Source organism: Streptomyces sp. NPDC020807, from assembly GCF_040641575.1.
Classification (GTDB): Bacteria; Actinomycetota; Actinomycetes; order Streptomycetales; family Streptomycetaceae; genus Streptomyces.
Map to the genome: position 1 here is coordinate 306880 of NZ_JBFADU010000002.1, position 23356 is coordinate 330235.

The window sequence follows — 23356 nt, forward strand, 5'->3', positions numbered from 1 at the left end:
GGTAATGCCCGGCGCAATTCGCACACCGCTCATGTGCCGCTCATGCACCGCTCACGTGTCACCCGCACGCCATTCATCCGCCATTCACGATTCCTCCGACCGTCCGACCGGCACCCCGCTGAAGCGGCGACAGCCGCTGGCGTACGCTGGTTCGGTCGTTCAGAACCCCTCCGAAAGGGACGCATCCGGTGACCGAGAAGGCCGATCTGCAGTCCGTTCTCGACCGCGCAGCAGCCGGCGGCCGGATCACCCCGGAGGAGGCGCTCGACCTCTACCGCTCGGCCCCCCTCCACGCGCTGGGCGCCGCCGCCGACGCGGTGCGCCGCCGCCGGTACGCGGGAACCGAGCACATCGCGACGTACATCATCGAGCGGAACATCAACTACACGAACGTCTGCGTGACGGCGTGCAAGTTCTGCGCCTTCTACGCCGCGCCGAAGGACACGAAGAAGGGCTGGACCCGCGACCTCGACGACATCCTGCGCCGCTGCGCGGAGACGGTCGAGCTCGGCGGCACCCAGATCATGTTCCAGGGCGGCCACCACCCCGACTTCGGCGTCGAGTACTACGAAGAGCACTTCGCCGCGATCAAGAAGGCGTACCCGCAGCTGGTCATCCACTCCCTCGGCGCGTCCGAGGTCGAGCACATGGCCCGCATCTCGAAGGTCTCCGTGGAGGAGGCCGTCACCCGCATCCACGCGGCCGGCCTCGACTCCTTCGCCGGTGCGGGCGCGGAGCTCCTCCCCGAGCGCCCCCGCAAGGCCATCGCGCCCCTGAAGGAGTCGGGCGAGCGCTGGCTGGAGATCATGGAGATCGCCCACAAGCTGGGCGTCGAGTCGACCTCCACGATGCTGATGGGCACCGGCGAGACGAACGCCGAGCGGATCGAACACCTGCGGATGATCCGTGACGTGCAGGACCGGACGGGCGGCTTCCGGGCCTTCATCCCGTACACGTACCAGCCCGAGAACAACCACCTCAAGGGCCGGACGCAGGCGACGCTCTTCGAGTACCTGCGCATGATCGCCATCGCGCGCCTCTTCCTCGACAACGTGGCCCACATCCAGGGCTCGTGGCTGACGACGGGCAAGGAGGTCGGCCAGCTGTCGCTGCACTACGGCGCCGACGACCTCGGCTCGATCATGCTGGAGGAGAACGTCGTCTCCTCGGCCGGTGCCAAGCACCGCTCGAACCGCCTGGAGATCATCGACCTGATCCGCAAGGCGGGCCGCGTCCCGGCGCAGCGCGCCACGACGTACGAGCACCTCGTCGTCCACGACGACCCGGCGAACGACCCGGTCGACGACCGGGTGGTCTCCCACATCTCGTCCGTCGCGATCGAGGGCGGCACGGCCCACCCGGAGCTGAAGCTCCTCGACGCGAACTGAGCGGACGAGACACAGGTGCTGACGATCCACGTCGCCGAGGCGACCCCCGAGACCGCCGTCCTCGTCGACGGCGGCCTCGTCGCGGCCGTCGGCCCGTACGAGGACCTGGCCGCCGTCCGCCCCGAGGCGAGGGTCCGCGAGTGGCCGGGCATCCTCACGCCCGGCCTGCTCAACCCGTACGCGCCCGAGCTCCTCGAAGGCATGTACCACCCGGACCCCCGGGAGGCCGAGGGCTTCGGCACCGAGCCGATCACCGGCGAGCGGGCGCAGCGCATCTTCCGCATGGACGCCTCGCGCCGGGGCGCCTCCGCGCGCCGGGGCGTGCAGCGGCTCCTCGCCCACGGGACGGTCGCGGTCGCGGGCGAACTCCGCGTCCAGGCGGCGGCGGACGCCGTCCGCAGGGCGGGCCTGGCGGTGGGCCGCCGCCCGGAGAAGCTCCCGGGCAGCCCGTCCTTCTCGCCGACTCCCCTCATCCTCCTCCCGGCCCTCCAGCCGGGAACCCCGGCCCGCTTCGCCGTCTTCGACGTCCCGGACCGCGCGTCCCTGGTCCGCCTCGGCGCGTCGACCTGCGTCGCGACGGTCATCGGCGGCAGGCTCGTCCACCGGGCCCGCTGACCCCGGGGTCGTCAGGGCCCTGAAACAATGCATCCGCCTTCCCTTCACCGAGTCTGCGAGGCCGAACGCCAGTGACCCGCGCATCCCTGGACAAGCAGCCGCACGAAGTCGCCACGATGTTCGACGACGTGGCGGCGAACTACGACCTCACCAACGACGTGCTGTCGCTCGGGCAGGACCGGCGGTGGCGAAAGGAGGTCGCGAAGGCGGTCGACGCGCGCCCCGCGCAGCGGATCCTCGACCTCGCGGCCGGCACGGCGACCTCCTCGCAGCCCTTCGCCCGCGCGGGCGCGTACGTCGTCCCCTGCGACTTCTCGCTCGGCATGCTCCGGGTCGGCAAGAAGAAGCACCCGTGGATGCCGTTCACGGCCGGCGACGGCACGAAGCTGCCGTTCCGCGACGACGTCTTCGACGCGGTCACCATCTCCTTCGGCCTGCGGAACATCCAGGACACCGACCAGGCGCTCCGCGAGCTGTACCGGGTGACGAAGCCCGGCGGCCGGGTCGTCATCTCCGAGTTCTCGCACGCCACCTGGGCGCCGTTCCGCACGGTGTACGAGGAGTACCTGATGCGCGCGCTGCCCCCGGTGGCCCGCGCGGTCTCGTCCAACCCGGACGCGTACGTGTACCTCGCCGAGTCCATCCGCTCCTGGCCGGACCAGCCGACGCTGGCGGGCATGCTGCAGAAGGCGGGCTGGGAGAAGGTCGCGTGGCGGAACCTGTCGGGCGGGATCGTGGCCCTGCACCGCGGCTTCAAGCCGTAACACCAAGCCCCATAAACTGCCCAGGACCCCCCTTCCTCGACCCTCCGGGAGACCAGCCGTGACCGAGCCGCAGCCCCTCTCCGAGCACACCGCGGACGTGATCGTCGTCGGCGCGGGCCCGGCCGGCTCCACCACCGCGTACTACCTGGCCAAGGCCGGACTCGACGTCCTGCTCCTGGAGAAGACGGCGTTCCCGCGCGAGAAGGTCTGCGGCGACGGCCTGACGCCGCGCGCGACGAAGCAGCTCGTCTCCATGGGCATCGACATCTCGGAAGAGGCCGGCTGGCTGCGGAACAAGGGCCTGCGGATCATCGGCGGCGGGGTACGGCTGGAGCTGGACTGGCCGGAGCTCGCCTCGTACCCGGACTACGGGCTCGTCCGCAAGCGCGACGACTTCGACGAGCAGCTCGCGCGGCAGGCGCAGAAGGCGGGCGCGCGGCTGTACGAGCGCTGCAACGTGGGCGCGCCGATCGTCGACGACCGCACGGGCCGGATCACGGGCGTCCACGCCAAGCTCGGCGAGGAGAAGCGCGAGGTCACCTTCCACGCGCCGCTCGTCGTGGCGGCCGACGGCAACTCCACCCGCCTGTCCCTGGCGATGGGCCTGCACCGCCGCGAGGACCGCCCGATGGGCGTCGCGGTCCGCACGTACTTCACGTCCCCGCGCCACGACGACGACTACCTGGAGTCCTGGCTGGAGCTGTGGGACCGCCGCGGCCCGCAGGACCGGCTGCTGCCCGGCTACGGCTGGATCTTCGGCATGGGCGACGGCACGTCGAACGTGGGCCTCGGCATCCTGAACTCCTCCTCGGCGTTCAGGGAGCTGGACTGGCGCGAGGTCCTCAAGGCCTGGTGCGCGTCGATGCCGGAGGACTGGGGCTACACGCCGGAGAACATGACGACGCCGATCCGCGGCGCCGCCCTCCCGATGGCCTTCAACCGCCAGCCGCACTACACGAAGGGCCTGCTGCTCGTCGGCGACGCGGGCGGCATGGTCAACCCGTTCAACGGCGAGGGCATCGCGTACGCCATGGAGTCCGGCCAGATCGCGGCCGACGTCATCGTCCAGGCCCACGCCCGCACCACCCCGGCCCAGCGCGAACTGGCCCTGCGGAACTACCCGCAGGTCCTGAAGGACACCTACGGCGGCTACTACACGCTCGGCCGCGCGTTCGTGAAGCTCATCGGCAACCCGAGGGTAATGAAGGTCGCGACCCAGAAGGGCCTGACGCACCCGCTCCTGATGAAGTTCACCCTCAAGATGCTGGCGAACCTGACGGACCCGACGGGCGGCGACGCGATGGACCGCATCATCAACGGCCTCTCGAAGGTGGCCCCGAAGGCCTGACGACGCCTGCCGAACGACCGAAGGGCCGTCACTCCCCCGAGGAGTGTCGGCCCTTCGTCATGCGTACGAGCGGGGGATCAGAGGATCCGGACGGCGCCCGAGGGGGTGTCCCAGCTGAGGGAGCGCTCGACGACGCCGGTGGAGGGGTTCTGCGCGCCCACGTACTTGCCGCCGCCGACGTAGATGGCGACGTGGTACGAGCCGCTGCGGCTGCCCCAGTAGAGGATGTCGCCCGGCTGGAGGTTGCCCAGCGAGACGGAGGTGCCCATGCTCGACTGCGAGCCGGAGATCCGGGGCAGGTCGATGCCGGCCTGGCGGTAGGCGGCCTGGACGAGGCCGGAGCAGTCCCACGAGTTGGGGCCGGTGCCGCCCATGACGTACGCGTCGCCGACCTGGGCGCGCGCGAAGGCCACGATCGCGGCGGCGGAGCCGGTGGCGGCCTGCGTCTCGGTCGAGCTGCCGGAGGAGGCGGTGGAGCCCGAGTCCGAGGAGGACGAGGACGAGCCGCCGTCCGAGGAGGACGTGGACGAGGAGGACGACGAGGAGGAGCTCGTGGAGGTGGTGGAGAGCTGGGTGCGCGCGCTGTCGCGGGAGGCGCGCGCGGCGGCGGCCTGGCGCTCCTGACGCTCCTGCTCGGCCTTCTCCGCGGCCGCCTTGGCCTCGGCCTCGGCGCGGGCCTTCTCGGCGCGCTCGGCCTCGGCCTTGCGGTCCGCCTCGGCCTTGGCCTTCTTGGCCTCCTTGGCGGCCTTCTGGAGGGCCGCGTTCTCCTGGGCCTCCAGGCTCTGGTCGAGGGCCTCCTGCTGGGACGCGTCGGCGGAGGCGGCGACCGCGTTGGCGAGGCCGCTGCCCGTGTCGAGGGATCCGAGCGTGGGCATTTCGATGGTCTCGGTCACCGGCTCGGCATTCGCCGGCCCGGCAGCACCGGCCACCGCGATGGTGCCGAGGAAACCACCGGCGACTCCGGCGCGGAGCGCGAGCTTCGAAGCGCTGCGGCGGGGCTTCCGGTGGCTGGGTATGGGAGCGGTGTGGGACATGGGTACAACCGCTATCAGGGCTTCGTGGTTCCCTTCAAGAAACGTGGGCTGCGCCACAGTTGGGCCAGGAAGGCTTGAATCCGCTTCTCCAGCGCCTTTATTGACGCCGTAACGGGCAAATCGGGCACGGCTCATCGGTGGCTTGATCATGGGTTTTCAATGAAAAGTCCGAATTGCCCGTCACTTACCACCTCTTCACCTCTGTGGCCAACCCCCGCTTCCCTGGCCCCTCTTGAGGTGTGACGCAGGTCACATCGGGGTGGCACTCGGGCTCGTGAACGGACGCACGTGTCCACCTCGGTACGCCGGACCGCTCGACCGGGCGACGGGCGCTTCCTTTATCACCCGTGCGTGGTCCATCGCCAATTTGCCTGCATAGGCCAACACTTGATAGTGCAACACCCCCTCCGACCAGCGGTAACCGGTGTGGATGTCACATCTGGTGATCACCTGGGCGCTTCGCGCGACAAGATCACCGCTCATCCGACTTCATGATCCTTCGTCAGGTGGTGGAGATCACAAAGTCGTTGGTGACACCCGTGTCGCAGATCACAGAGGGCCGGGCATAAGATGCGGGGCAGCCGGGCTTGTGAACTGCCTCACATGGGGGCGATCTTTCAGGGCCCGGTCGTGCGATCCAACGGTCAAGGACGACTGGAAGGAGCGAGGAGCGTGAATGCGTACGCGCCCATCCTCGTGCTCGGTGCCCTGGGTGCGGGGTTTGCGATCTTCTCCGTGGTCATGGCCACGCTTATCGGGCCAAAGCGGTACAACAGGGCAAAGCTTGAGGCGTACGAGTGCGGTATCGAACCGACGCCCACTCCCGCCGGTGGCGGCCGCTTCCCGATCAAGTACTACCTGACGGCGATGCTCTTCATCGTCTTCGACATCGAGATCGTCTTCCTCTACCCCTGGGCGGTCACCTTCGACGCCCTGGGGCTTTTCGGGCTCGTGGAGATGCTGCTCTTCGTGCTCACCGTCTTCGTCGCCTACGCGTACGTGTGGCGGCGCGGCGGCCTGGAATGGGACTGAGGGGCTGAGGGGCACCTATGGGACTCGAAGAGAAACTCCCGAGCGGCTTTCTGCTGACGACGGTCGAGCAGGCCGCGGGCTGGGTGCGGAAGGCGTCCGTGTTCCCCGCGACCTTCGGCCTCGCCTGCTGCGCCATCGAGATGATGACCACCGGCGCCGGCCGGTACGACCTGGCCCGCTTCGGCATGGAGGTCTTCCGCGGCTCGCCGCGCCAGGCCGACCTGATGATCGTCGCGGGCCGGGTCAGCCAGAAGATGGCGCCGGTCCTGCGGCAGGTCTACGACCAGATGCCCAACCCCAAGTGGGTCATCTCGATGGGCGTCTGCGCCTCCTCGGGCGGCATGTTCAACAACTACGCGATCGTGCAGGGCGTCGACCACATCGTGCCCGTCGACATCTACCTGCCCGGCTGTCCGCCGCGGCCGGAGATGCTCATCGACGCGATCCTCAAGCTCCACCAGAAGATCCAGACCTCCAAGCTCGGCGTGAACGCCGAGGAGGCGGCCCGGGAGGCGGAGGAAGCGGCGCTCAAGGCGCTGCCGACCATTGAGTTGAAGGGTCTGCTCCGGTGAGCGACGAGACACCCAATCCCGAGAAGGACCTCAGCGCGCAGAACCTGCCGGGGCAGCGCGGGGAGCACGGCGAGGAAGTACGCGTCCAGCGTGGCATGTTCGGCGCCAACAACGGCGGCGACACGTCCGGTTACGGCGGACTTGTCCGTTCCATCCGGCTGCCGGGCGCGGCCACCCGCCCGTACGGCGGCTACTTCGACGAGGTCGCCGACGAACTCGAAGGCGCGCTCGAGGAGCAGGGGCTCGTCCCCGAGAACGCGATCGAGAAGACCGTCGTCGACCGCGGCGAGCTCACGTTCCACGTCGAGCGCGAGCACCTCGTCCGCGTCGCCCGCACGCTCCGCGACGACCCGGCGCTCCGCTTCGAGCTCTGCACCGGCGTCTCCGGCGTCCACTACCCGGGTGACAAGGGCCGCGAGCTGCACGCCGTCTACCACCTGCGCTCGCTGACCCACGGCCGGCTGATCCGCCTGGAGGTCTCGGCGCCGGACGCCGACCCCCGCATCCCCTCGCTGGTCGCCGTCTACCCGACGAACGACTGGCACGAGCGCGAGACGTACGACTTCTTCGGCATCGTCTTCGACGGCCACCCCGCCCTCACCCGGATCATGATGCCGGACGACTGGCAGGGCCACCCGCAGCGCAAGGACTACCCCCTCGGCGGCATCGCCGTCGAGTACAAGGGCGCCCAGATCCCGGCTCCGGACCAGCGGAGGTCGTACAGCTGATGTCCACCTCAGAAGCGTCTCCCCGCGAGACCACCGAAGGCACCGTCTACACGGTGACCGGCGGCGACTGGGACGAGGTCGTCCAGTCCGCGGCCAAGGCCGACGACGAGCGGATCGTCGTCAACATGGGCCCCCAGCACCCGTCCACCCACGGCGTGCTCCGCCTCATCCTGGAGATCGACGGCGAGACCGTCACCGAGGCCCGCTGCGGCATCGGCTACCTCCACACCGGCATCGAGAAGAACCTCGAGTACCGGACCTGGACGCAGGGCACCACCTTCGTCACGCGCATGGACTACCTCACCTCGTTCTACAACGAGACGGCGTACTGCCTCGGCGTGGAGAAGCTGCTCGGCATCACCGACGACGTCCCGGACCGGGCGAGCGTCATCCGGGTCCTCCTCATGGAGCTCAACCGGCTCTCCTCGCACCTGGTGTGCATCGCCACCGGCGGCATGGAGCTCGGCGCCACCACGATCATGATCTACGGCTTCCGGGACCGCGAGATGATCCTGGACCTGTACGAGCTGATCACGGGTCTTCGCATGAACCACGCGTTCATCCGCCCCGGCGGCCTCGCCCAGGACCTCCCGCCCGGCGCCGTCGACGCCGTCCGGGAGTTCGTGAAGACCATGAAGAAGAACCTGCCGGAGTACGACAAGCTCGCCACCGGCAACCCCATCTTCAAGGCCCGCATGCAGGACGTCGGCTACCTCGACCTCGCCGGCTGCATGGCCCTCGGCGCCACCGGCCCGATCCTGCGCTCGGCCGGCCTCCCGCACGACCTGCGGAAGACCGACCCGTACTGCGGATACGAGGACTACGACTTCGAGATCCCGACCGCCGACACCTGCGACTCCTACGGACGCTTCCTCGTCCGCCTGGAGGAGATGCGCCAGTCGCTGCGGATCGTCGAGCAGTGCCTCGACCGCCTCGCCCCCGGCCCCGTCATGGTCGGCGACAAGAAGATCGCCTGGCCCGCGCAGCTCGCGCTCGGCCCCGACGGCCTCGGCAACTCCCTCGACCACATCAAGAAGATCATGGGCACCTCGATGGAGGCCCTGATCCACCACTTCAAGCTGGTCACCGAGGGCTTCCGGGTCCCCGCCGGACAGGCCTACGCGGCCGTCGAGTCGCCCAAGGGCGAGCTCGGCGCGCACGTCGTCTCCGACGGCGGCACCCGCCCCTACCGGGTCCACTTCCGCGACCCGTCCTTCACCAACCTCCAGGCCATGGCCGCGATGTGCGAGGGCGGCCAGGTCGCCGACGTCATCGTCGCCGTCGCCTCCATCGACCCCGTGATGGGAGGCGTCGACCGATGACGGAGAACGTCAGCCTGGGGATGCCCCAGCTCCCCGCCCCCGCCTACCCGGCGGAGGTCCACGACCGCCTCCTGGCGGACGCGAAGGAGATCATCGCCCGCTACCCGGACTCCCGCTCCGCGCTCCTGCCGATGCTGCACCTCGTGCAGGCGGAGGAGGGCCACGTGACCCGTACGGGCATGGCGTTCTGCGCCGAGACCCTCGGCCTCACCACCGCCGAGGTCACCGCCGTCGCCACCTTCTACACGATGTACCGGCGCAAGCCCTCCGGCGACTACCAGGTCGGCGTCTGCACCAACACGCTGTGCGCGGTCATGGGCGGCGACGCCATCTTCGAGGAGCTCAAGCAGCACCTCGGCGTCGGCAACAACGAGACCACCGAGGACGGCAAGGTCACCCTCGAGCACATCGAGTGCAACGCGGCCTGCGACTTCGCGCCCGTCGTGATGGTCAACTGGGAGTTCTTCGACAACCAGACCCCCGAGTCCGCCAAGAAGATGGTGGACGACCTCCGGGCCGGCCGGACCGTCGAACCCACCCGCGGCGCGCCCCTCTGCACCTTCAAGGAGACCGCCCGCATCCTCGCCGGCTTCCCCGACGAGCGCCCCGGCGCCGTCGAGGCCACCGGCGGAGCGGGCCCCGCCTCCCTCGTCGGCCTGCGGCTCGCCAAGGGCGAGGCACCCCACCACCGAATCGTTCACCCGCGCGGTGAATCCACCCGTCAGGAGGGGGAGTGATGACCTTGGCGGCCGAGATCGACAACAGCAGCCCCGAGAAGCTTCTCGCCCCCGTCCTCTCCGCCTTCTGGGACCAGCCGAACTCCTGGACCCTGGAGACCTACGAGCGGCACGAGGGGTACCAGGGCCTCAAGCGGGCCCTCGCGATGACGCCCGACGACCTCATCGCGTACGTCAAGGAATCCGGCCTCCGCGGACGCGGCGGCGCCGGCTTCCCCACCGGCATGAAGTGGCAGTTCATCCCGCAGGGCGACGGCAAGCCGCACTACCTCGTCGTCAACGCCGACGAGTCCGAGCCCGGCACCTGCAAGGACATCCCCCTCCTCTTCGCCAACCCGCACTCCCTCATCGAGGGAATGATCATCGCCTGCTACGCGATCCGCTCCGAGCACGCGTTCATCTACCTCCGCGGCGAGGTCGTCCCCGTCCTGCGCCGCCTCCACGAGGCCGTCCGCGAGGCCTACGCGGCCGGCTACCTCGGCCGGAACGTCCTCGGCACCGGCCTGAACCTCGACATCACCGTGCACGCCGGCGCCGGCGCGTACATCTGCGGCGAGGAGACCGCGCTCCTCGACTCGCTCGAAGGACGCCGCGGCCAGCCCCGGCTGCGCCCGCCCTTCCCCGCGGTCGCCGGTCTGTACGCCTGCCCCACCGTGGTGAACAACGTCGAGTCCATCGCGTCCGTTCCCGCGATCCTCAACCGGGGCAAGGAATGGTTCACCTCGATGGGCAGCGAGAAGTCCCCGGGCTTCACGCTCTACTCGCTGAGCGGCCACGTCGCCTCGCCCGGCCAGTACGAGGCGCCCCTCGGGATCACCCTGCGCCAGCTCCTCGACATGAGCGGCGGCATGCGCCCCGGCCACCGCCTCAAGTTCTGGACCCCCGGCGGCTCCTCCACCCCCATGTTCACGGAGGAGCACCTCGACGTGCCCCTCGACTACGAGGGCGTCGGCGCCGCCGGATCCATGCTCGGGACCAAGGCGCTCCAGTGCTTCGACGAGACCACCTGCGTCGTCCGGGCCGTCACCCGCTGGACCGAGTTCTACGCGCACGAGTCCTGCGGCAAGTGCACCCCCTGCCGCGAAGGCACCTACTGGCTCGTCCAGTTGCTCCGCGACATCGAGGCCGGCAAGGGCACCCTGGACGACCTCGACAAGCTGAACGACATCGCCGACAACATCAACGGCAAGTCGTTCTGCGCCCTCGGCGACGGCGCCGCCTCGCCGATCTTCTCCTCGCTCAAGTACTTCCGCGCGGAGTACGAGCAGCACATCACGGGCAAGGGCTGCCCCTTCGACCCCGCCAGGTCGACCGTCTGGGCCGACCGGCGCGCAGACCACACGGAGGTGAACGCATGACAGTCACCACGTCTGCCCCCTCCGGGGGCGGCGAGGCGGCGCTCCCGCCCCAGGACCTCGTCACGCTGACCATCGACGGCATCGAGATCTCCGTCCCCAAGGGGACGCTGGTCATCCGCGCCGCCGAACAGCTCGGCATCGAGATCCCGCGCTTCTGCGACCACCCCCTCCTCGACCCCGCCGGCGCCTGCCGCCAGTGCATCGTCGAGGTCGAGGGCCAGCGCAAGCCGATGGCCTCCTGCACCATCACCTGCACCGACGGCATGGTCGTACGGTCGCAGCTGACCTCGCCGGTGGCCGAGAAGGCCCAGCACGGCGTGATGGAGCTGCTCCTCGTCAACCACCCGCTGGACTGCCCGGTCTGCGACAAGGGCGGCGAGTGCCCCCTGCAGAACCAGGCCATGTCCCACGGACAGGCCGAGTCCCGCTTCGACGGCGTCAAGCGGACCTACGAGAAGCCCGTGCCGATCTCCACACAGGTGCTGCTCGACCGCGAGCGGTGCGTCCTGTGCGCCCGCTGCACCCGCTTCTCCAACCAGGTCGCGGGCGACCCGATGATCGAGCTCGTCGAGCGCGGCGCGCTCCAGCAGGTCGGCACCGGCGAGGGCGACCCCTTCGAGTCGTACTTCTCCGGCAACACCATCCAGATCTGCCCGGTCGGCGCCCTCACCTCGGCCGCCTACCGCTTCCGCTCCCGCCCCTTCGACCTGGTCTCCACGCCGTCGGTCTGCGAGCACTGCGCGGGCGGCTGCGCGACCCGCACCGACCACCGGCGCGGCAAGGTCATGCGGCGGCTCGCCGCCGAGGACCCCGAGGTCAACGAGGAGTGGGTCTGCGACAAGGGCCGCTTCGGCTTCCGGTACGCGCAGCAGCGCGACCGGCTCACCACGCCGCTGGTCCGGAACGCCGAGACCGGTGAACTGGAGCCCGCGTCCTGGCCGGAGGCCCTGGAGGCCGCCGCGCGCGGACTCGTCCGCGGTCGCACCGGCGTCCTCGCGGGCGGACGGCTCACGGTCGAGGACGCCTACGCGTACGGGAAGTTCGCGCGGATCGCCCTCGACACCAACGACATCGACTTCCGGGCCCGGGTCCACTCCGGCGAGGAGGCCGACTTCCTGGCCTCCGCCGTCGCCGGACGCGGCAGGGACCTGGACGGCACCGGCGTCACGTACACCTCGCTCGAAGCCGCACCGGCGGTCCTGCTCGTCGGCCTGGAGTCCGAGGAGGAGGCCCCCGGCGTCTTCCTGCGGCTCCGCAAGGCCTGGCGCAAGCACGGCCAGAAGACCTTCGCGGTCGCGGCGTTCGCGACCCGGGGCCTGGAGAAGACCGGCGGCACGCTGCTGCCTGCCGCGCCCGGCACCGAGACCGAGTGGCTCGACGCGCTGACCTCCCGGGTCGGCCTGTCCGGCGACGGGCTCGCCGCCGCCGAGGCGCTGCGCGTCGACGGCGCCGTCATCGCCGTCGGCGAGCGGCTCGCGGGCGTGCCCGGCGCGCTCACCGCCGCCCTGCGCGCGGCGACCGCCACCGGCGCCCGGCTGGTGTGGATCCCGCGCCGCGCCGGAGAGCGCGGTGCCGTCGAGGCGGGCGCCCTCCCGGCGCTGCTCCCCGGCGGCCGGCCGGCGACCGACCCGCGCGCGCGGGAGGAGGTCGCCGCCGCCTGGGGCGTACGCGAACTCCCGCACCGCTACGGCCGCGACACCGGGCAGATCGTGGAGCACGCCGCCACCGGCGAGCTCGGCGCGCTGCTCGTCGCGGGCGTCGAGGTCGCGGACCTGCCCGACCCGGCACGCGCGCGTGAGGCGCTCGACCGGGCCTTCGTGGTCTCCCTGGAGCTGCGGCCCGGCGAGGTCACCGACCGCGCCGACGTCGTCCTCCCGGTCGCGGCCGTCGTCGAGAAGGCCGGCACCTTCCTCAACTGGGAGGGCCGGGTGCGGATGTTCGAGGCCGCGCTCAAGCCCGAGCAGATGACCCGGCCGCTCCCGCCGACCGACGCGCGCGTGCTGCACATGCTCGCCGACGCCATGGACGTCCACCTCGGCCTGCCCGACCTGCGGGCGGCCCGCGGCGAACTGGACCGGCTCGGCCGCTGGACCGAGGAGCGCGCCTCCGAGCCCGCCGCCTCCGGACAGGTCGCGCCCCGTCCCGGCGACGGCGAGGCCGTCCTCGCGGGCCACCGGCTCCTCCTCGACCTCGGCAGGCTCCAGGAGGGCGACCCCGCCCTCGCCGGCACCCGCCACGCGGCGGTCGCACGGCTCTCGGCGGCCACCGCCGCCGACACCGGCGTCAAGGACGGCGACCTCCTGGAGGTGACCGGCCCCGCCGGCTCCGTCGCCCTCCCGCTCCGGGTCACCGAGATGCCCGACCGCGTGGTCTGGCTCCCGCTGAACTCGACGGGCTCCGGCGTCCTCTCCGACACCGGCGCCCACCCGGGCGACCTGGTCCGCATCGGCCCGGCGACCCCGCAGGAGGTGCAGGCATGAGCGCGTACGTCATCGCCGCCGAGGACCTGTCCCTGTTCGGGACGGACCCCTGGTGGCTCGTCGCCGTCAAGGCGGTCTTCTGCTTCGCCTTCCTGATGGTGACCGTGCTCTTCTCCATCGTGTGGGAGCGCAAGGTCGTCGCCTGGATGCAGCTGCGCATCGGACCCAACCGGCACGGCCCCTGGGGCTTCCTCCAGTCCCTCGCGGACGGCATCAAGCTGATGCTGAAGGAGGACGTGATCGTCAAGCGGGCCGACAAGGTCGTCTACGTCCTGGCCCCGATCATCGCCGCGATCCCCGCCTTCATGGCGATCGCCGTGATCCCCTTCGGGCCCGCGGGCAACGAGGTGTCGGTCTTCGGCCACCGCACGACGATGCAGCTCACCGACCTGCCGATCGCGATGCTGTACGTCCTCGCGGTCGCCTCCGTCGGCATCTACGGCATCGTCCTCGCGGGCTGGTCGTCCGGCTCGACGTACCCGCTGCTCGGCGGTCTGCGGTCGGCAGCGCAGATGATCTCGTACGAGATCGCGATGGGCGCGGCCTTCGCCTCCGTCTTCCTCTACTCCGGGTCGATGTCGACCTCGGCGATCGTCGAGGCGCAGGCGGACCGCTGGTTCGTGATCCTGCTGCCGGTGTCGTTCATCATCTACATCGTCACGATGGTCGGTGAGACGAACCGCGCCCCGTTCGACATGCCGGAGTCCGAGGGCGACCTCGTCGGCGGCTTCAACACCGAGTACTCCTCCATCAAGTTCGCGATGTTCATGCTCGCCGAGTACGTGAACATGGTGACGGTCTCGGCCGTGTCGGTGACGCTCTTCCTGGGCGGCTGGCGGGCCCCGTACCCGGTCTCCACGTTCTGGGAGGGCGCGAACCACGGCTGGTGGCCGATGCTCTGGTTCGTCGTCAAGGTGCAGCTGCTGCTGTTCTTCTTCATCTGGCTCCGCGGCACGCTGCCCCGCGTCCGCTACGACCAGCTGATGAAGCTCGGCTGGAAGGTCCTCATCCCGGTCTCGGTCGTCTGGCTGATGCTGGTCGCCACCGTCCGGGCCCTGCGGAACGAGAACATCGCGTTCTCCGACATCGTCCTGTACGTGGCGGGTGCCGTCCTCGGACTGCTCCTGCTCTCCTTCCTCTTCGACCTGTTCCGGGACCGGAAGGCGAAGGCGGCCGCGGCGGGCCCCGAGGCCGAGCGCGCCTTCGACCCGATGGCCGGAGGCTTCCCCGTACCGCCCAAGCCCGGGCAGTCCCTGCCGCCCGTGCCCCGGCGCAGGCCGCGGCACGACAGGGACCTCGTTGTCAGTGGCGCTGCCGATACTGCAACTGTGAGTGAGGGAAAGGAGACGGACGGTGTCTGACTTCCAGAATCCTGTGGCCGGTTTCGGCGTGACCTTCAAGGCCATGTTCAAGAAGCGGCTGACCGAGCAGTACCCGGAGCAGCCGAAGACGACGGCGCCCCGCTTCCACGGCCGGCACCAGCTCAACCGTCACCCCGACGGTCTGGAGAAGTGCGTCGGCTGCGAGCTGTGCGCCTGGGCCTGTCCCGCCGACGCCATCTACGTGGAGGGCGCGGACAACACGGACGAGGAGCGCTACTCGCCCGGCGAGCGCTACGGCCGCGTCTACCAGATCAACTACGCCCGCTGCATCCTCTGCGGGCTGTGCATCGAGGCGTGCCCGACGCGCGCGCTGACGATGACCAACGAGTTCGAACTGGCCGACTCCTCCCGCGAGAACCTGATCTACACCAAGGAGCAGCTGCTCGCGGGCCTGGAGGAGACCATGGTCGACACCCCGCACGCGATCTTCCCCGGCATGACCGAGCAGGACTACTACCGGGGCCTCGTCACCGAGGCCGCGCCGGGCACGGTCCCGCAGGTCGCCGTCTCCAAGGGCGAGAAGGGCGAGAGCAGCGAGAACGCCGAGCCGGAGGGGGCGGACGCATGAGCGCCACCAACCTCGCCGCGTACGCGACGTCCTCCGGTGAGGCCTTCCAGTTCTGGGTCCTCGGCACGGTCGCCGTCGTCGGCGCCCTCGCCACGATCCTGATGAAGAAGGCCATGCACAGCGCGCTGTCGCTGGCCGGAACGATGATCATCCTGGCGATCTTCTACCTCGCCAACGGCGCGTACTTCCTCGGCATCGTCCAGATCGTCGTCTACACCGGCGCGATCATGATGCTCTTCCTCTTCATCGTCATGCTCGTCGGCGTCACGGCCGCGGACTCGGTGCGGGAGACCATCAAGGGCCAGCGCTGGTGGGCCGCCGCCTGCGGCCTCGGCTTCGGCGTCCTGCTCTTCGCCGGCATCGGCCAGGCCTCGCTGACCGAGTTCAACGGCCTCGGCGCGGCGAACTCGGCCCACGGCGGGAACGTGGAGGGCCTCGCCGCCCTCATCTTCACCAAGTACGTCTTCGCCTTCGAGATCACCGGCGCGCTCCTCATCACCGCCGCCGTCGGCGCGATGGTGCTGACCCACCGGGAGCGCACCGAGCGGGCCCGCACGCAGCGCGAGCTCGCCGAGCAGCGCGTGCGCGAGGGCAAGCACGTGCCGCCGCTGCCGGCCCCGGGCGTCTACGCCCGGCACAACGCGGTGGACGTCCCCGGTCTGCTGCCCGACGGCACGACGTCCGAGCTCACCGTCATCTCGACCCTGCGCAAGCGGGGCCAGGTCCGGGACGTGTCCAGCGAGGCGCTGGCCGACCTGCGGGCCCTGGAGCAGCGCTCCGAGGAGCGGCTCGGCCGCGACCGGGACGAAGAGGAGGCCACCCGGTGAACCCCGTCAACTACCTGTATCTCTCGGCCCTGCTGTTCACCATCGGTGCGGTCGGGGTCCTGATCCGGCGCAACGCGATCGTGCTGTTCATGTGCGTCGAGCTGATGCTCAACGCCTGCAACCTCGCGTTCGTCACCTTCTCCCGCATGCACGGCAACCTCGACGGCCAGATCATCGCGTTCTTCACGATGGTCGTCGCCGCCGCGGAGGTCGTCGTCGGGCTCGCGATCATCGTGTCCGTCTTCCGTGCCCGCCACTCGGCCTCGGTCGACGACGCCAGCCTGATGAAGCTGTGAGGGGCTGACCCGTGGAAAATCTCATTGCGCTGCTCGTCGGGGTGCCCCTGCTCGGCGCGGCCGTCCTGCTCTGCGGCGGACGGCGGCTCGACAGGGCCGGGCACTGGCTCGGCACCCTGCTCGCGGGCGTCTCCTTCGCCCTGGGCCTGGCGCTCTTCGCCGACATGCTCGGCAAGGGCGCCGAGGACCGGGCGATGCACCAGCGGCTGTTCACCTGGATCCCCGTCGAGGGCTTCCAGGCGGACATCGCGTTCCAGCTCGACCAGCTGTCGATGACGTTCGTCCTGCTGATCACCGGTGTCGGCACGCTCATCCACGTGTACTCGATCGGGTACATGGAGCACGACGAGCGCCGCCGCCGCTTCTTCGGCTACCTCAACCTGTTCGTCGCGGCGATGCTCCTGCTCGTCCTCGCCGACAACTACCTGCTGCTGTACTTCGGCTGGGAGGGCGTCGGCCTCGCCTCGTACCTCCTGATCGGCTTCTGGCAGCACAAGCCGAGCGCGGCCACGGCCGCGAAGAAGGCCTTCATCGTCAACCGCGTCGGTGACATCGGCCTCTCGGTCGCCATCATGATCATGTTCACCACCTTCGGGACCTTCGCCTTCGGGCCGGTCCTGGAGGCGAGCGGCGAGGTCTCCGAGGGCACGGCGACGGCGATCGGCCTGATGCTGCTCCTCGCGGCCTGCGGCAAGTCGGCCCAGGTGCCGCTGCAGTCCTGGCTCGGGGACGCGATGGAGGGCCCGACCCCGGTCTCGGCCCTCATCCACGCGGCCACGATGGTGACCGCCGGCGTGTACCTGATCGTCCGCTCCGCCGACATCTTCAACGCGGCGCCGGACGCCCAGCTCGTCGTCACGATCGTCGGCGCCGTCACGCTCCTCTTCGGTGCGATCGTCGGTTGCGCGAAGGACGACATCAAGAAGGCGCTGGCCGGTTCGACGATGTCGCAGATCGGCTACATGATCCTGGCGGCCGGCCTCGGCCCCATCGGGTACGTCTTCGCGATCATGCACCTGGTGACGCACGGCTTCTTCAAGGCCGGGCTGTTCCTCGGGGCCGGTTCGGTCATGCACGGCATGAACGACGAGGTGGACATGCGCCACTACGGCGGCCTGCGGAAGTACATGCCGGTCACCTTCGTCACCTTCGGCCTCGGCTACCTCGCCATCATCGGCTTCCCCGGTCTGTCCGGCTTCTTCTCCAAGGACAAGATCATCGAGGCGGCCTTCGCGAAGGGCGGCACCGAGGGCTGGATCCTCGGCGCGGTCACGCTGCTGGGCGCGGCCATCACCGCGTACTACATGACCCGCGTGATGCTGATGACCTTCTTCGGCGAGAAGCGCTGGCAGAACGACGCGGACGGCAACCCGCCGCACCCGCACGAGTCGCCGAAGTCCATGGTGATCCCGATGGTGCTGCTCGCCGTCGGCTCGGTCGCCGGTGGCGCGTTCTTCGAGTTCGCCGGGTTCGTCGAATGGCTTGAGCCCGTCACGGACTTCGAGCACGGCCACCCGCCGATCGGCGCCGCCGCCGTCACCGCCGCCACCGTCGCCGTCATGGTGATCGGCGTCGGCCTCGCCTGGCTCCAGTACGGCCGCAGGCCCGTCCCGGTCGTCGCCCCGCGCGGCTCGCTCCTCACCCGGGCGGCCCGCCGCGACCTCCTCCAGGACGACTTCAACCACGCCGTCTTCGTCACCGGCGGCACCCACGTCACCCGCTCCCTGGTGTACGTGGACCACACCCTCGTCGACGGCGTCGTCAACGGCACCGCGGCGGCGGTCGGCGGCCTCTCCGGCCGGCTGCGCAAGCTCCAGAACGGCTACGCCCGCTCGTACGCGGTCTCCATGTTCGGAGGTACTGCGGTGCTGATCGCCGCGACCCTGCTGATGAGGGCGGTGTAACCCACATGTCCTTCCCGCTCCTCACCCTGACGGCCGTGGTGCCGGCGGCCGGTGCGATCCTCACCGCCGCCGTCCCCGCCGCCCGTCGCACCGCCGCCAAGTGGCTGGCGCTGCTCGTCTCGCTCGCCACGCTCGTGCTCGCCGGCGCCGTCTTCGCGCGCTTCGAGCCGGGCGGCGAGCGGTACCAGCTCGTCGAGTCGCACGCCTGGATCAAGGACTTCGGCGTGCGGTACGAGCTCGGCGTCGACGGCATCGGGGTGGCGCTCATCGCGCTCACCGCGCTGCTGATCCCCTTCGTCATCCTCGCCGGCTGGCACGACGCCGACCCGCTGGAGACGAAGTCGTCGCGCTGGCGGCCGACCCAGGGCTTCTTCGCCCTGATCCTCATGGTCGAGGCGATGGTGATCCTCTCCTTCGAGGCCACCGACGTCTTCCTCTTCTACGTGCTCTTCGAAGCCATGCTCATCCCGATGTACTTCCTCATCGGCGGCTTCGGCGACCGCGCGCACTCCGGATCCGACGAGAACGCGGCGGCCCAGCGGTCGTACGCGGCCGTCAAGTTCCTGCTCTACAACCTCGTCGGCGGCCTCATCATGCTCGCCGCCGTCATCGGGCTCTACGTGGTCGCGGGGAACTTCTCGCTCACCGAGATCGCCGAGGCCAGGGCCAACGGCTCGCTGGAGATGGCGACCAACACCGAGCGGCTGCTGTTCCTCGGCTTCTTCTTCGCCTTCGCCGTGAAGGCCCCGCTCTGGCCGCTGCACACCTGGCTGCCGAACGCGATGGGGGAGGCGACCGCCCCGGTCGCCGTCCTCATCACCGCCGTCGTCGACAAGGTCGGCACCTTCGCGATGCTCCGCTTCTGCCTCGGCCTCTTCCCCGAGGCCAGCAAGTGGGCCACCCCGGCGATCATCGTGCTCGCGCTGATCAGCATCGTGTACGGGGCGCTGCTCGCCGTCGGCCAGCGGGACATCAAGCGGCTCGTCGCCTACGCGTCGATCTCGCACTTCGGCTTCATCATCCTGGGCATCTTCGCGATGACCACCCAGGGCCAGTCCGGTGCCACGCTCTACATGGTCAACCACGGCATCTCGACGGCCGCCCTCATGCTCGTCGCCGGCTTCCTCATCTCCCGGCGCGGCTCGCGGCTCATCGCCGACTACGGCGGCGTGCAGAAGGTCGCCCCGGTGCTCGCCGGCACCTTCCTGATCGGCGGCCTCGCGACCCTGTCGCTGCCCGGACTCGCCCCGTTCGTCAGCGAGTTCCTCGTCCTCGTCGGCACGTACTCCCGCTACCCGGTGGCCGGCATCGTCGCCACCACCGGCATCGTCCTCGCCGCGCTCTACGTCCTCGTCCTCTACCAGCGGACGATGACCGGGCCGGTGAAGGAGGAGGTGCGCGCGCTGCCCGACCTGCGGGTGCGCGAGCTGGCGGTGGTCGTCCCGCTCATCGCCCTGCTGATCTTCCTCGGCGTCTTCCCGAAGCCGCTGACGGACGTCGTCAACCCGGCCGTCCGGCACACCATGTCGGACGTCCAGCAGAAGGACCCCCAGCCCACCGTTCCCACCGTGGAGGCGGCCAAGTGAGTGCAACGGCTGTCCACAGCCTGTGGACGACGGCGGCGGTGGAACCGCTCCAGAAGATCCCGGCACCCCACATCGAGTACACGCAGCTCGCGCCCGTGCTCATCGTGGTCGGCGCGGCGATCGTCAGCGTCCTCGCGGAGGCCTTCGTGCCCCGCAAGGGCCGCTGGTTCGCCCAGCTCTTCCTGTCCGTCCTCGGCCTCGCCGCCGCCTTCGCCGCCGTCGTCGGCCTGGCGGCCGGCGGGTACGGCTCCACCAAGGCCCACATCGCGGCCATGGGCGCCATCGCCGTCGACGGACCCGCCCTCTTCCTCCAGGGCACCATTCTCCTCGCCTCGATCGTCGCGATCTTCACCTTCGCCGAGCGCAGGCTCGACCCGGCCGACCACGGCCACAAGGTCGACTCCTTCGCCGCCGAGGCCGCGGCCGTCCCCGGCAGCGACCAGGAGAAGGCGGCCGTCAAGGCCGGCTTCACGACCACCGAGGTCTTCCCGCTCGCCCTCTTCGCCGTCGCCGGCATGCTCGTCTTCCCGGCGGCCAACGACCTCCTGACGCTCTTCGTCGCCCTGGAGGTCTTCTCCCTCCCGCTGTACCTGCTCTGCGCCGTCGCCCGCCGCAAGCGGCTGATGTCGCAGGAGGCGGCCGTCAAGTACTTCCTGCTCGGCGCCTTCTCCTCGGCCTTCCTGCTCTTCGGGATCGCCCTGCTCTACGGCTACGCGGGCTCCGTCTCGTACGCCACGATCGCCCGGGTCGTCGACGGCGCCGTCGTCTCCGTCGACCCGGCCCTCGCCGACACCATGGGGAACGACGCGCTGCTGCTCATCGGCTTCGCGCTGGTCCTCATGGGCCTGCTCTTCAAGGTCGGCGCCGTCCCGTTCCACATGTGGACCCCGGACGTCTACCAGGGCGCGCCGACCCCGGTCACCGGCTTCATGGCCGCCGCGACCAAGGTCGCCGCCTTCGGCGCGCTGCTCCGGCTCCTGTACGTGGTGCTGCCGGGCCTCACCTGGGACTGGCGGCCCGTCATGTGGGGCGTCGCGATCCTCACGATGCTGGGCGGTGCGATCGTCGCCATCACCCAGACCGACATCAAGCGGCTCCTGGCGTACTCGTCCATCGCGCACGCCGGGTTCCTGCTCGCCGGTGTCATCGCCGCCACCCCGGACGGCATCTCGTCCGTCCTCTTCTACCTGGGGGCGTACTCCTTCGTGACGATCGGCGCGTTCGCGGTCGTGACGCTGGTCAGGGACGCGGGCGGCGAGGCCACCCACCTCTCCAAGTGGGCCGGTCTCGGGCGTCGTTCGCCGCTCGTGGCGGCGGTCTTCGCGGTCTTCCTGCTCGCCTTCGCCGGCATCCCGCTGACCTCCGGCTTCTCCGGGAAGTTCGCGGTCTTCAAGGCGGCGGCGGAGGGCGGCGCGGGTGCGCTCGTCGTGGTCGGTGTGCTGTCCTCGGCGATCGCCGCGTTCTTCTACATCCGGGTCATCGTGCTCATGTTCTTCAGCGAGCCGAAGGCGGACGGCCCGACGGTCGCCGTGCCCTCCGCGCTGACGATGCTGACGATCACCGCCGGTGTCGTCGTGACGCTGGTGCTCGGCCTCGCGCCGCAGTACTTCCTGGACCTGGCGAACCAGGCGAGCGTCTTCGTCCGGTAGCGGCGGGGGAGCGCGTACGCGGAAGGGGCCCGGCTCGTCGAGAGCCGGGCCCCTTCGGCATTCCTACGGGTGCGCGGGCGCGGGCGTCTCCGGCGCGCAGTCGCAGGTCACCCGCGGGTTGTACGGGGTGAAGACCCCCTTCGGGTTCTTCTTGTAGATCCACGCGTGCAGCGAGTAGTGGGGGCCGACGGGCGGGAAGTCGAAGGGGCCGTCGAAGCCGCGGTCGAAGAGCTGCGGCCGGGGCTGACCGGTGTTGGGGACGACCCATTCGACCGCGACGAGTTCGCGCTTGCCGGTCTTCTCGTTCTCCTCGTACAGCATCGCGGTGGGCTTCGCCGGGTCGACCGAACCGAGAAGGGCGGGCTTGACGTAGTGGTAGCCCATGCCGCCGAGCTGCGGGTCCTCGACGCACACGTCGGTGCGCAGGTAGCCGTCGTCGAGGGCCGCCTGTTCGTTCTTGTACTTCACCGTGGCGGCGTAGGTGACCTTCAGGTCCGGGTGGGGGAAGCCGTCGCCCTGCGCGGTGGCGGAGACGGCGGGGGCCGTCCCGAGGGTCAGGGACGCGGTGGCGGCCAGGGCTGTCGCGGCCAGGAGGGTACGGGGTCGAGCGGACATGTGGGTGTGCTCCTAGGGAGGGGGCGCGCCGCCCGTGCGGGGCGCCTGAGGGGGGCGGACTCTCCCCTGGTCCTGCCGCCTCCTGAAGCATCGGCCGGACGACGGGGGCCGCGCACGCGGGGGTGACCCATTGGAGGTCCGCGTGCGATCGTGGAGCCGCCCCGAATGGTCTGTACCAGTCGAGAGGGAGGCGGCCCGATGCGTGGCTCGACCGTTCTGCCAGGGACCCCCTGCGCCGACCCGCGGGCGGGCGACCCGCCCGTCCACCGCCTGGAGCTCCGCCTCCCCGACGACGTGCCCTTCGCCGTCGGGAGCCTCGACGCCCTCGGACCCCTCTCCAGGGCCTCGTTCCCGCACCGCCACACCTTCTACGAGATCGTCCACGTGACCGCCGGGACCGGGGCCCACGTCGTCGACCTCGACCGCTGGGAACTGCGCCCGCCCCACCTGGCCGTGATCGCGCCCGGCCGCCTGCACCACTGGGAGGGCGCCAGGGGCCTGGAAGGCACCGCCGTCCTCTTCACGGAGGACTTCCTCCTCGACCAGCCCGGCGACCGGGAGTTGCTGCGCCGGCTCGGCGAACGCCCCTGGCTCACGCTCGACGCGCCCGCGCACGCCCGTACCGCACGCCTGCTCGCCGAACTCGCCGAGGAGTACGGGCACGGGAGCGCGGGCTTCGCGACCGTCCTGCGGTCCCTGCTGCGCGTCCTCCTCGTCCGCACGGCGAGACTCCCCGGGCCCGGTCCCGGGGCACCGGCCGGCCGGCCGGGGGCGGTCGCCGAGGAGTTCGGCCGGCTCATCGCCCGTACCGGCGAGGAGTACCGGTCGGTGCGGGAGTACGCCGCGCTGATCGGGGTCACGCCGGGGCACCTCACGGCGGCCGTGCGGGCCGCCACCGGCCGCACCCCGGCGGAACTGCTCCGCGAGCAGCGCACGCGCGAGGCCCAACGGCTGCTGATCGGAACGGAGCTGACGATCCGGCAGGTCGCGAGCAGGGTCGGGTTCGACGACCCCGCGTACTTCTGCCGCTTCTTCCGGCGGGAGGTCGGGCGCAGCCCCGGGGACTTCCGGAAACACCACGACGGCCGCGTTCCGTCCCTCGAAGGCGGTGCCGCGCGGCCCTAGGTTCGTGACGACCCCAGCCCCCACCT

The 23356-nt window shown here is 70.4% G+C and carries 21 protein-coding genes; 19 read left to right on the forward strand and 2 right to left on the reverse strand.

Translation table 11 applies throughout. The features are described 5' to 3' along the window. Positions 1–188 precede the first annotated feature (188 nt). From mqnC to AB0G79_RS04500, 4 genes are all read left to right on the forward strand, one after another. Positions 189–1388 (forward strand): cyclic dehypoxanthinyl futalosine synthase, encoded by a 1200-nt coding sequence (gene mqnC / locus AB0G79_RS04485; protein WP_360800003.1) that lies wholly within the window; start codon positions 189–191, stop codon positions 1386–1388. A 15-nt stretch (positions 1389–1403) separates the two neighbouring features. Beyond that, on the forward strand, positions 1404–2003 hold the full coding sequence (locus tag AB0G79_RS04490) for a hypothetical protein (protein WP_360800006.1): 600 nt from the start codon (positions 1404–1406) through the stop codon (positions 2001–2003). A gap of 71 nt (positions 2004–2074) precedes the next feature. Continuing rightward, positions 2075–2767: a demethylmenaquinone methyltransferase gene (locus AB0G79_RS04495; RefSeq protein ID WP_360800008.1), complete on the forward strand. Its 693-nt coding sequence runs from the start codon at positions 2075–2077 to the stop codon at positions 2765–2767. Positions 2768–2825: 58 nt separating this feature from the next. Next, positions 2826–4115: a geranylgeranyl reductase family protein gene (locus AB0G79_RS04500; RefSeq protein WP_360800011.1), complete on the forward strand. Its 1290-nt coding sequence runs from the start codon at positions 2826–2828 to the stop codon at positions 4113–4115. Between the two features lie 77 nt (positions 4116–4192). On the opposite strand, the gene AB0G79_RS04505 is transcribed toward AB0G79_RS04500, so the two are convergent. Next, positions 4193–5149 (reverse strand): C40 family peptidase, encoded by a 957-nt coding sequence (locus tag AB0G79_RS04505; RefSeq protein ID WP_360800014.1) that lies wholly within the window; start codon positions 5147–5149, stop codon positions 4193–4195. A gap of 672 nt (positions 5150–5821) precedes the next feature. Between AB0G79_RS04505 and AB0G79_RS04510 the strand changes: the two genes are divergently transcribed. Genes AB0G79_RS04510 through nuoN form a run of 14 tightly spaced genes read left to right on the forward strand, consistent with a single transcriptional unit; the run spans position 5822 to position 21590 of the window. Then, a complete protein-coding gene (locus AB0G79_RS04510; RefSeq protein ID WP_030494815.1) occupies positions 5822–6181 on the forward strand; it encodes an NADH-quinone oxidoreductase subunit A in 360 nt (119 codons plus the stop codon). Between the two features lie 17 nt (positions 6182–6198). Further along, the gene (locus AB0G79_RS04515) at positions 6199–6753 is read left to right on the forward strand and encodes an NADH-quinone oxidoreductase subunit B (RefSeq protein WP_030208804.1); all 555 of its coding nucleotides are present in this window, start codon (positions 6199–6201) and stop codon (positions 6751–6753) included. Beyond that, complete coding sequence (locus AB0G79_RS04520; protein WP_360800018.1) at positions 6750–7481, forward strand: NADH-quinone oxidoreductase subunit C; 732 nt, start codon at positions 6750–6752, stop codon at positions 7479–7481. Before AB0G79_RS04515 ends, AB0G79_RS04520 begins: the two co-directional genes overlap by 4 nt. After that, the gene (locus AB0G79_RS04525; protein WP_360800021.1) at positions 7481–8803 is read left to right on the forward strand and encodes an NADH-quinone oxidoreductase subunit D; all 1323 of its coding nucleotides are present in this window, start codon (positions 7481–7483) and stop codon (positions 8801–8803) included. The genes AB0G79_RS04520 and AB0G79_RS04525 overlap by 1 nt, the downstream gene beginning before the upstream one ends. Next, positions 8800–9540: an NADH-quinone oxidoreductase subunit NuoE gene (gene nuoE / locus AB0G79_RS04530; protein ID WP_360800024.1), complete on the forward strand. Its 741-nt coding sequence runs from the start codon at positions 8800–8802 to the stop codon at positions 9538–9540. Before AB0G79_RS04525 ends, nuoE begins: the two co-directional genes overlap by 4 nt. Further along, complete coding sequence (gene nuoF / locus AB0G79_RS04535) at positions 9540–10898, forward strand: NADH-quinone oxidoreductase subunit NuoF (RefSeq protein WP_360800027.1); 1359 nt, start codon at positions 9540–9542, stop codon at positions 10896–10898. The genes nuoE and nuoF overlap by 1 nt, the downstream gene beginning before the upstream one ends. After that, positions 10895–13378, forward strand: coding sequence for an NADH-quinone oxidoreductase subunit G (locus tag AB0G79_RS04540; RefSeq protein ID WP_360800030.1), 2484 nt, complete (start codon positions 10895–10897; stop codon positions 13376–13378). The genes nuoF and AB0G79_RS04540 overlap by 4 nt, the downstream gene beginning before the upstream one ends. Continuing rightward, positions 13375–14739 (forward strand): NADH-quinone oxidoreductase subunit NuoH, encoded by a 1365-nt coding sequence (nuoH, locus tag AB0G79_RS04545; RefSeq protein WP_360800033.1) that lies wholly within the window; start codon positions 13375–13377, stop codon positions 14737–14739. Before AB0G79_RS04540 ends, nuoH begins: the two co-directional genes overlap by 4 nt. Continuing rightward, positions 14732–15328, forward strand: a complete 597-nt coding sequence (nuoI, locus tag AB0G79_RS04550; RefSeq protein ID WP_360800036.1) for an NADH-quinone oxidoreductase subunit NuoI — start codon at positions 14732–14734, stop codon at positions 15326–15328. The genes nuoH and nuoI overlap by 8 nt, the downstream gene beginning before the upstream one ends. Beyond that, positions 15325–16155 (forward strand): NADH-quinone oxidoreductase subunit J, encoded by an 831-nt coding sequence (locus AB0G79_RS04555; RefSeq protein ID WP_360800039.1) that lies wholly within the window; start codon positions 15325–15327, stop codon positions 16153–16155. The genes nuoI and AB0G79_RS04555 overlap by 4 nt, the downstream gene beginning before the upstream one ends. Next, positions 16152–16451, forward strand: a complete 300-nt coding sequence (gene nuoK / locus AB0G79_RS04560; RefSeq protein WP_046908839.1) for an NADH-quinone oxidoreductase subunit NuoK — start codon at positions 16152–16154, stop codon at positions 16449–16451. Before AB0G79_RS04555 ends, nuoK begins: the two co-directional genes overlap by 4 nt. An 11-nt stretch (positions 16452–16462) precedes the next feature. Next, positions 16463–18355, forward strand: coding sequence for an NADH-quinone oxidoreductase subunit L (gene nuoL / locus AB0G79_RS04565; protein WP_360800043.1), 1893 nt, complete (start codon positions 16463–16465; stop codon positions 18353–18355). Positions 18356–18360: 5 nt separating this feature from the next. Beyond that, the gene (locus AB0G79_RS04570) at positions 18361–19941 is read left to right on the forward strand and encodes an NADH-quinone oxidoreductase subunit M (RefSeq protein ID WP_360800046.1); all 1581 of its coding nucleotides are present in this window, start codon (positions 18361–18363) and stop codon (positions 19939–19941) included. Beyond that, complete coding sequence (nuoN, locus tag AB0G79_RS04575) at positions 19938–21590, forward strand: NADH-quinone oxidoreductase subunit NuoN (protein ID WP_360800049.1); 1653 nt, start codon at positions 19938–19940, stop codon at positions 21588–21590. The genes AB0G79_RS04570 and nuoN overlap by 4 nt, the downstream gene beginning before the upstream one ends. Positions 21591–21653: 63 nt before the next feature. Here nuoN and AB0G79_RS04580 read toward each other — a convergent pair whose 3' ends face one another. Next, entirely contained in the window at positions 21654–22205 is a 552-nt protein-coding gene (locus AB0G79_RS04580; RefSeq protein ID WP_360800052.1) for a hypothetical protein, read from the reverse strand. Between the two features lie 198 nt (positions 22206–22403). On the opposite strand from AB0G79_RS04580, the gene AB0G79_RS04585 reads away from it, so the two are divergent. Continuing rightward, positions 22404–23330 (forward strand): AraC family transcriptional regulator, encoded by a 927-nt coding sequence (locus AB0G79_RS04585; protein ID WP_360800055.1) that lies wholly within the window; start codon positions 22404–22406, stop codon positions 23328–23330. The last annotated feature ends 26 nt before the right edge of the window (positions 23331–23356 follow it).

Excerpts from the sequence above, each read along its gene's own strand:
- AB0G79_RS04540 (WP_360800030.1), top strand. The coding sequence starts at position 10,895 with ATGACAGTCACCACGTCTGCCCCCTCCGGGGGCGGCGAGGCGGCGCTC.
- nuoE (WP_360800024.1), top strand. The coding sequence starts at position 8,800 with ATGACGGAGAACGTCAGCCTGGGGATGCCCCAGCTCCCCGCCCCCGCC.
- nuoF (WP_360800027.1), top strand. The coding sequence starts at position 9,540 with ATGACCTTGGCGGCCGAGATCGACAACAGCAGCCCCGAGAAGCTTCTC.
- AB0G79_RS04515 (WP_030208804.1), top strand. The coding sequence starts at position 6,199 with ATGGGACTCGAAGAGAAACTCCCGAGCGGCTTTCTGCTGACGACGGTC.
- AB0G79_RS04555 (WP_360800039.1), top strand. The coding sequence starts at position 15,325 with ATGAGCGCCACCAACCTCGCCGCGTACGCGACGTCCTCCGGTGAGGCC.
- AB0G79_RS04570 (WP_360800046.1), top strand. The coding sequence starts at position 18,361 with ATGTCCTTCCCGCTCCTCACCCTGACGGCCGTGGTGCCGGCGGCCGGT.
- AB0G79_RS04580 (WP_360800052.1), bottom strand. The coding sequence starts at position 22,205 with ATGTCCGCTCGACCCCGTACCCTCCTGGCCGCGACAGCCCTGGCCGCC.
- AB0G79_RS04525 (WP_360800021.1), top strand. The coding sequence starts at position 7,481 with ATGTCCACCTCAGAAGCGTCTCCCCGCGAGACCACCGAAGGCACCGTC.
- AB0G79_RS04585 (WP_360800055.1), top strand. The coding sequence starts at position 22,404 with ATGCGTGGCTCGACCGTTCTGCCAGGGACCCCCTGCGCCGACCCGCGG.
- nuoH (WP_360800033.1), top strand. The coding sequence starts at position 13,375 with ATGAGCGCGTACGTCATCGCCGCCGAGGACCTGTCCCTGTTCGGGACG.
- AB0G79_RS04505 (WP_360800014.1), bottom strand. The coding sequence starts at position 5,149 with ATGTCCCACACCGCTCCCATACCCAGCCACCGGAAGCCCCGCCGCAGC.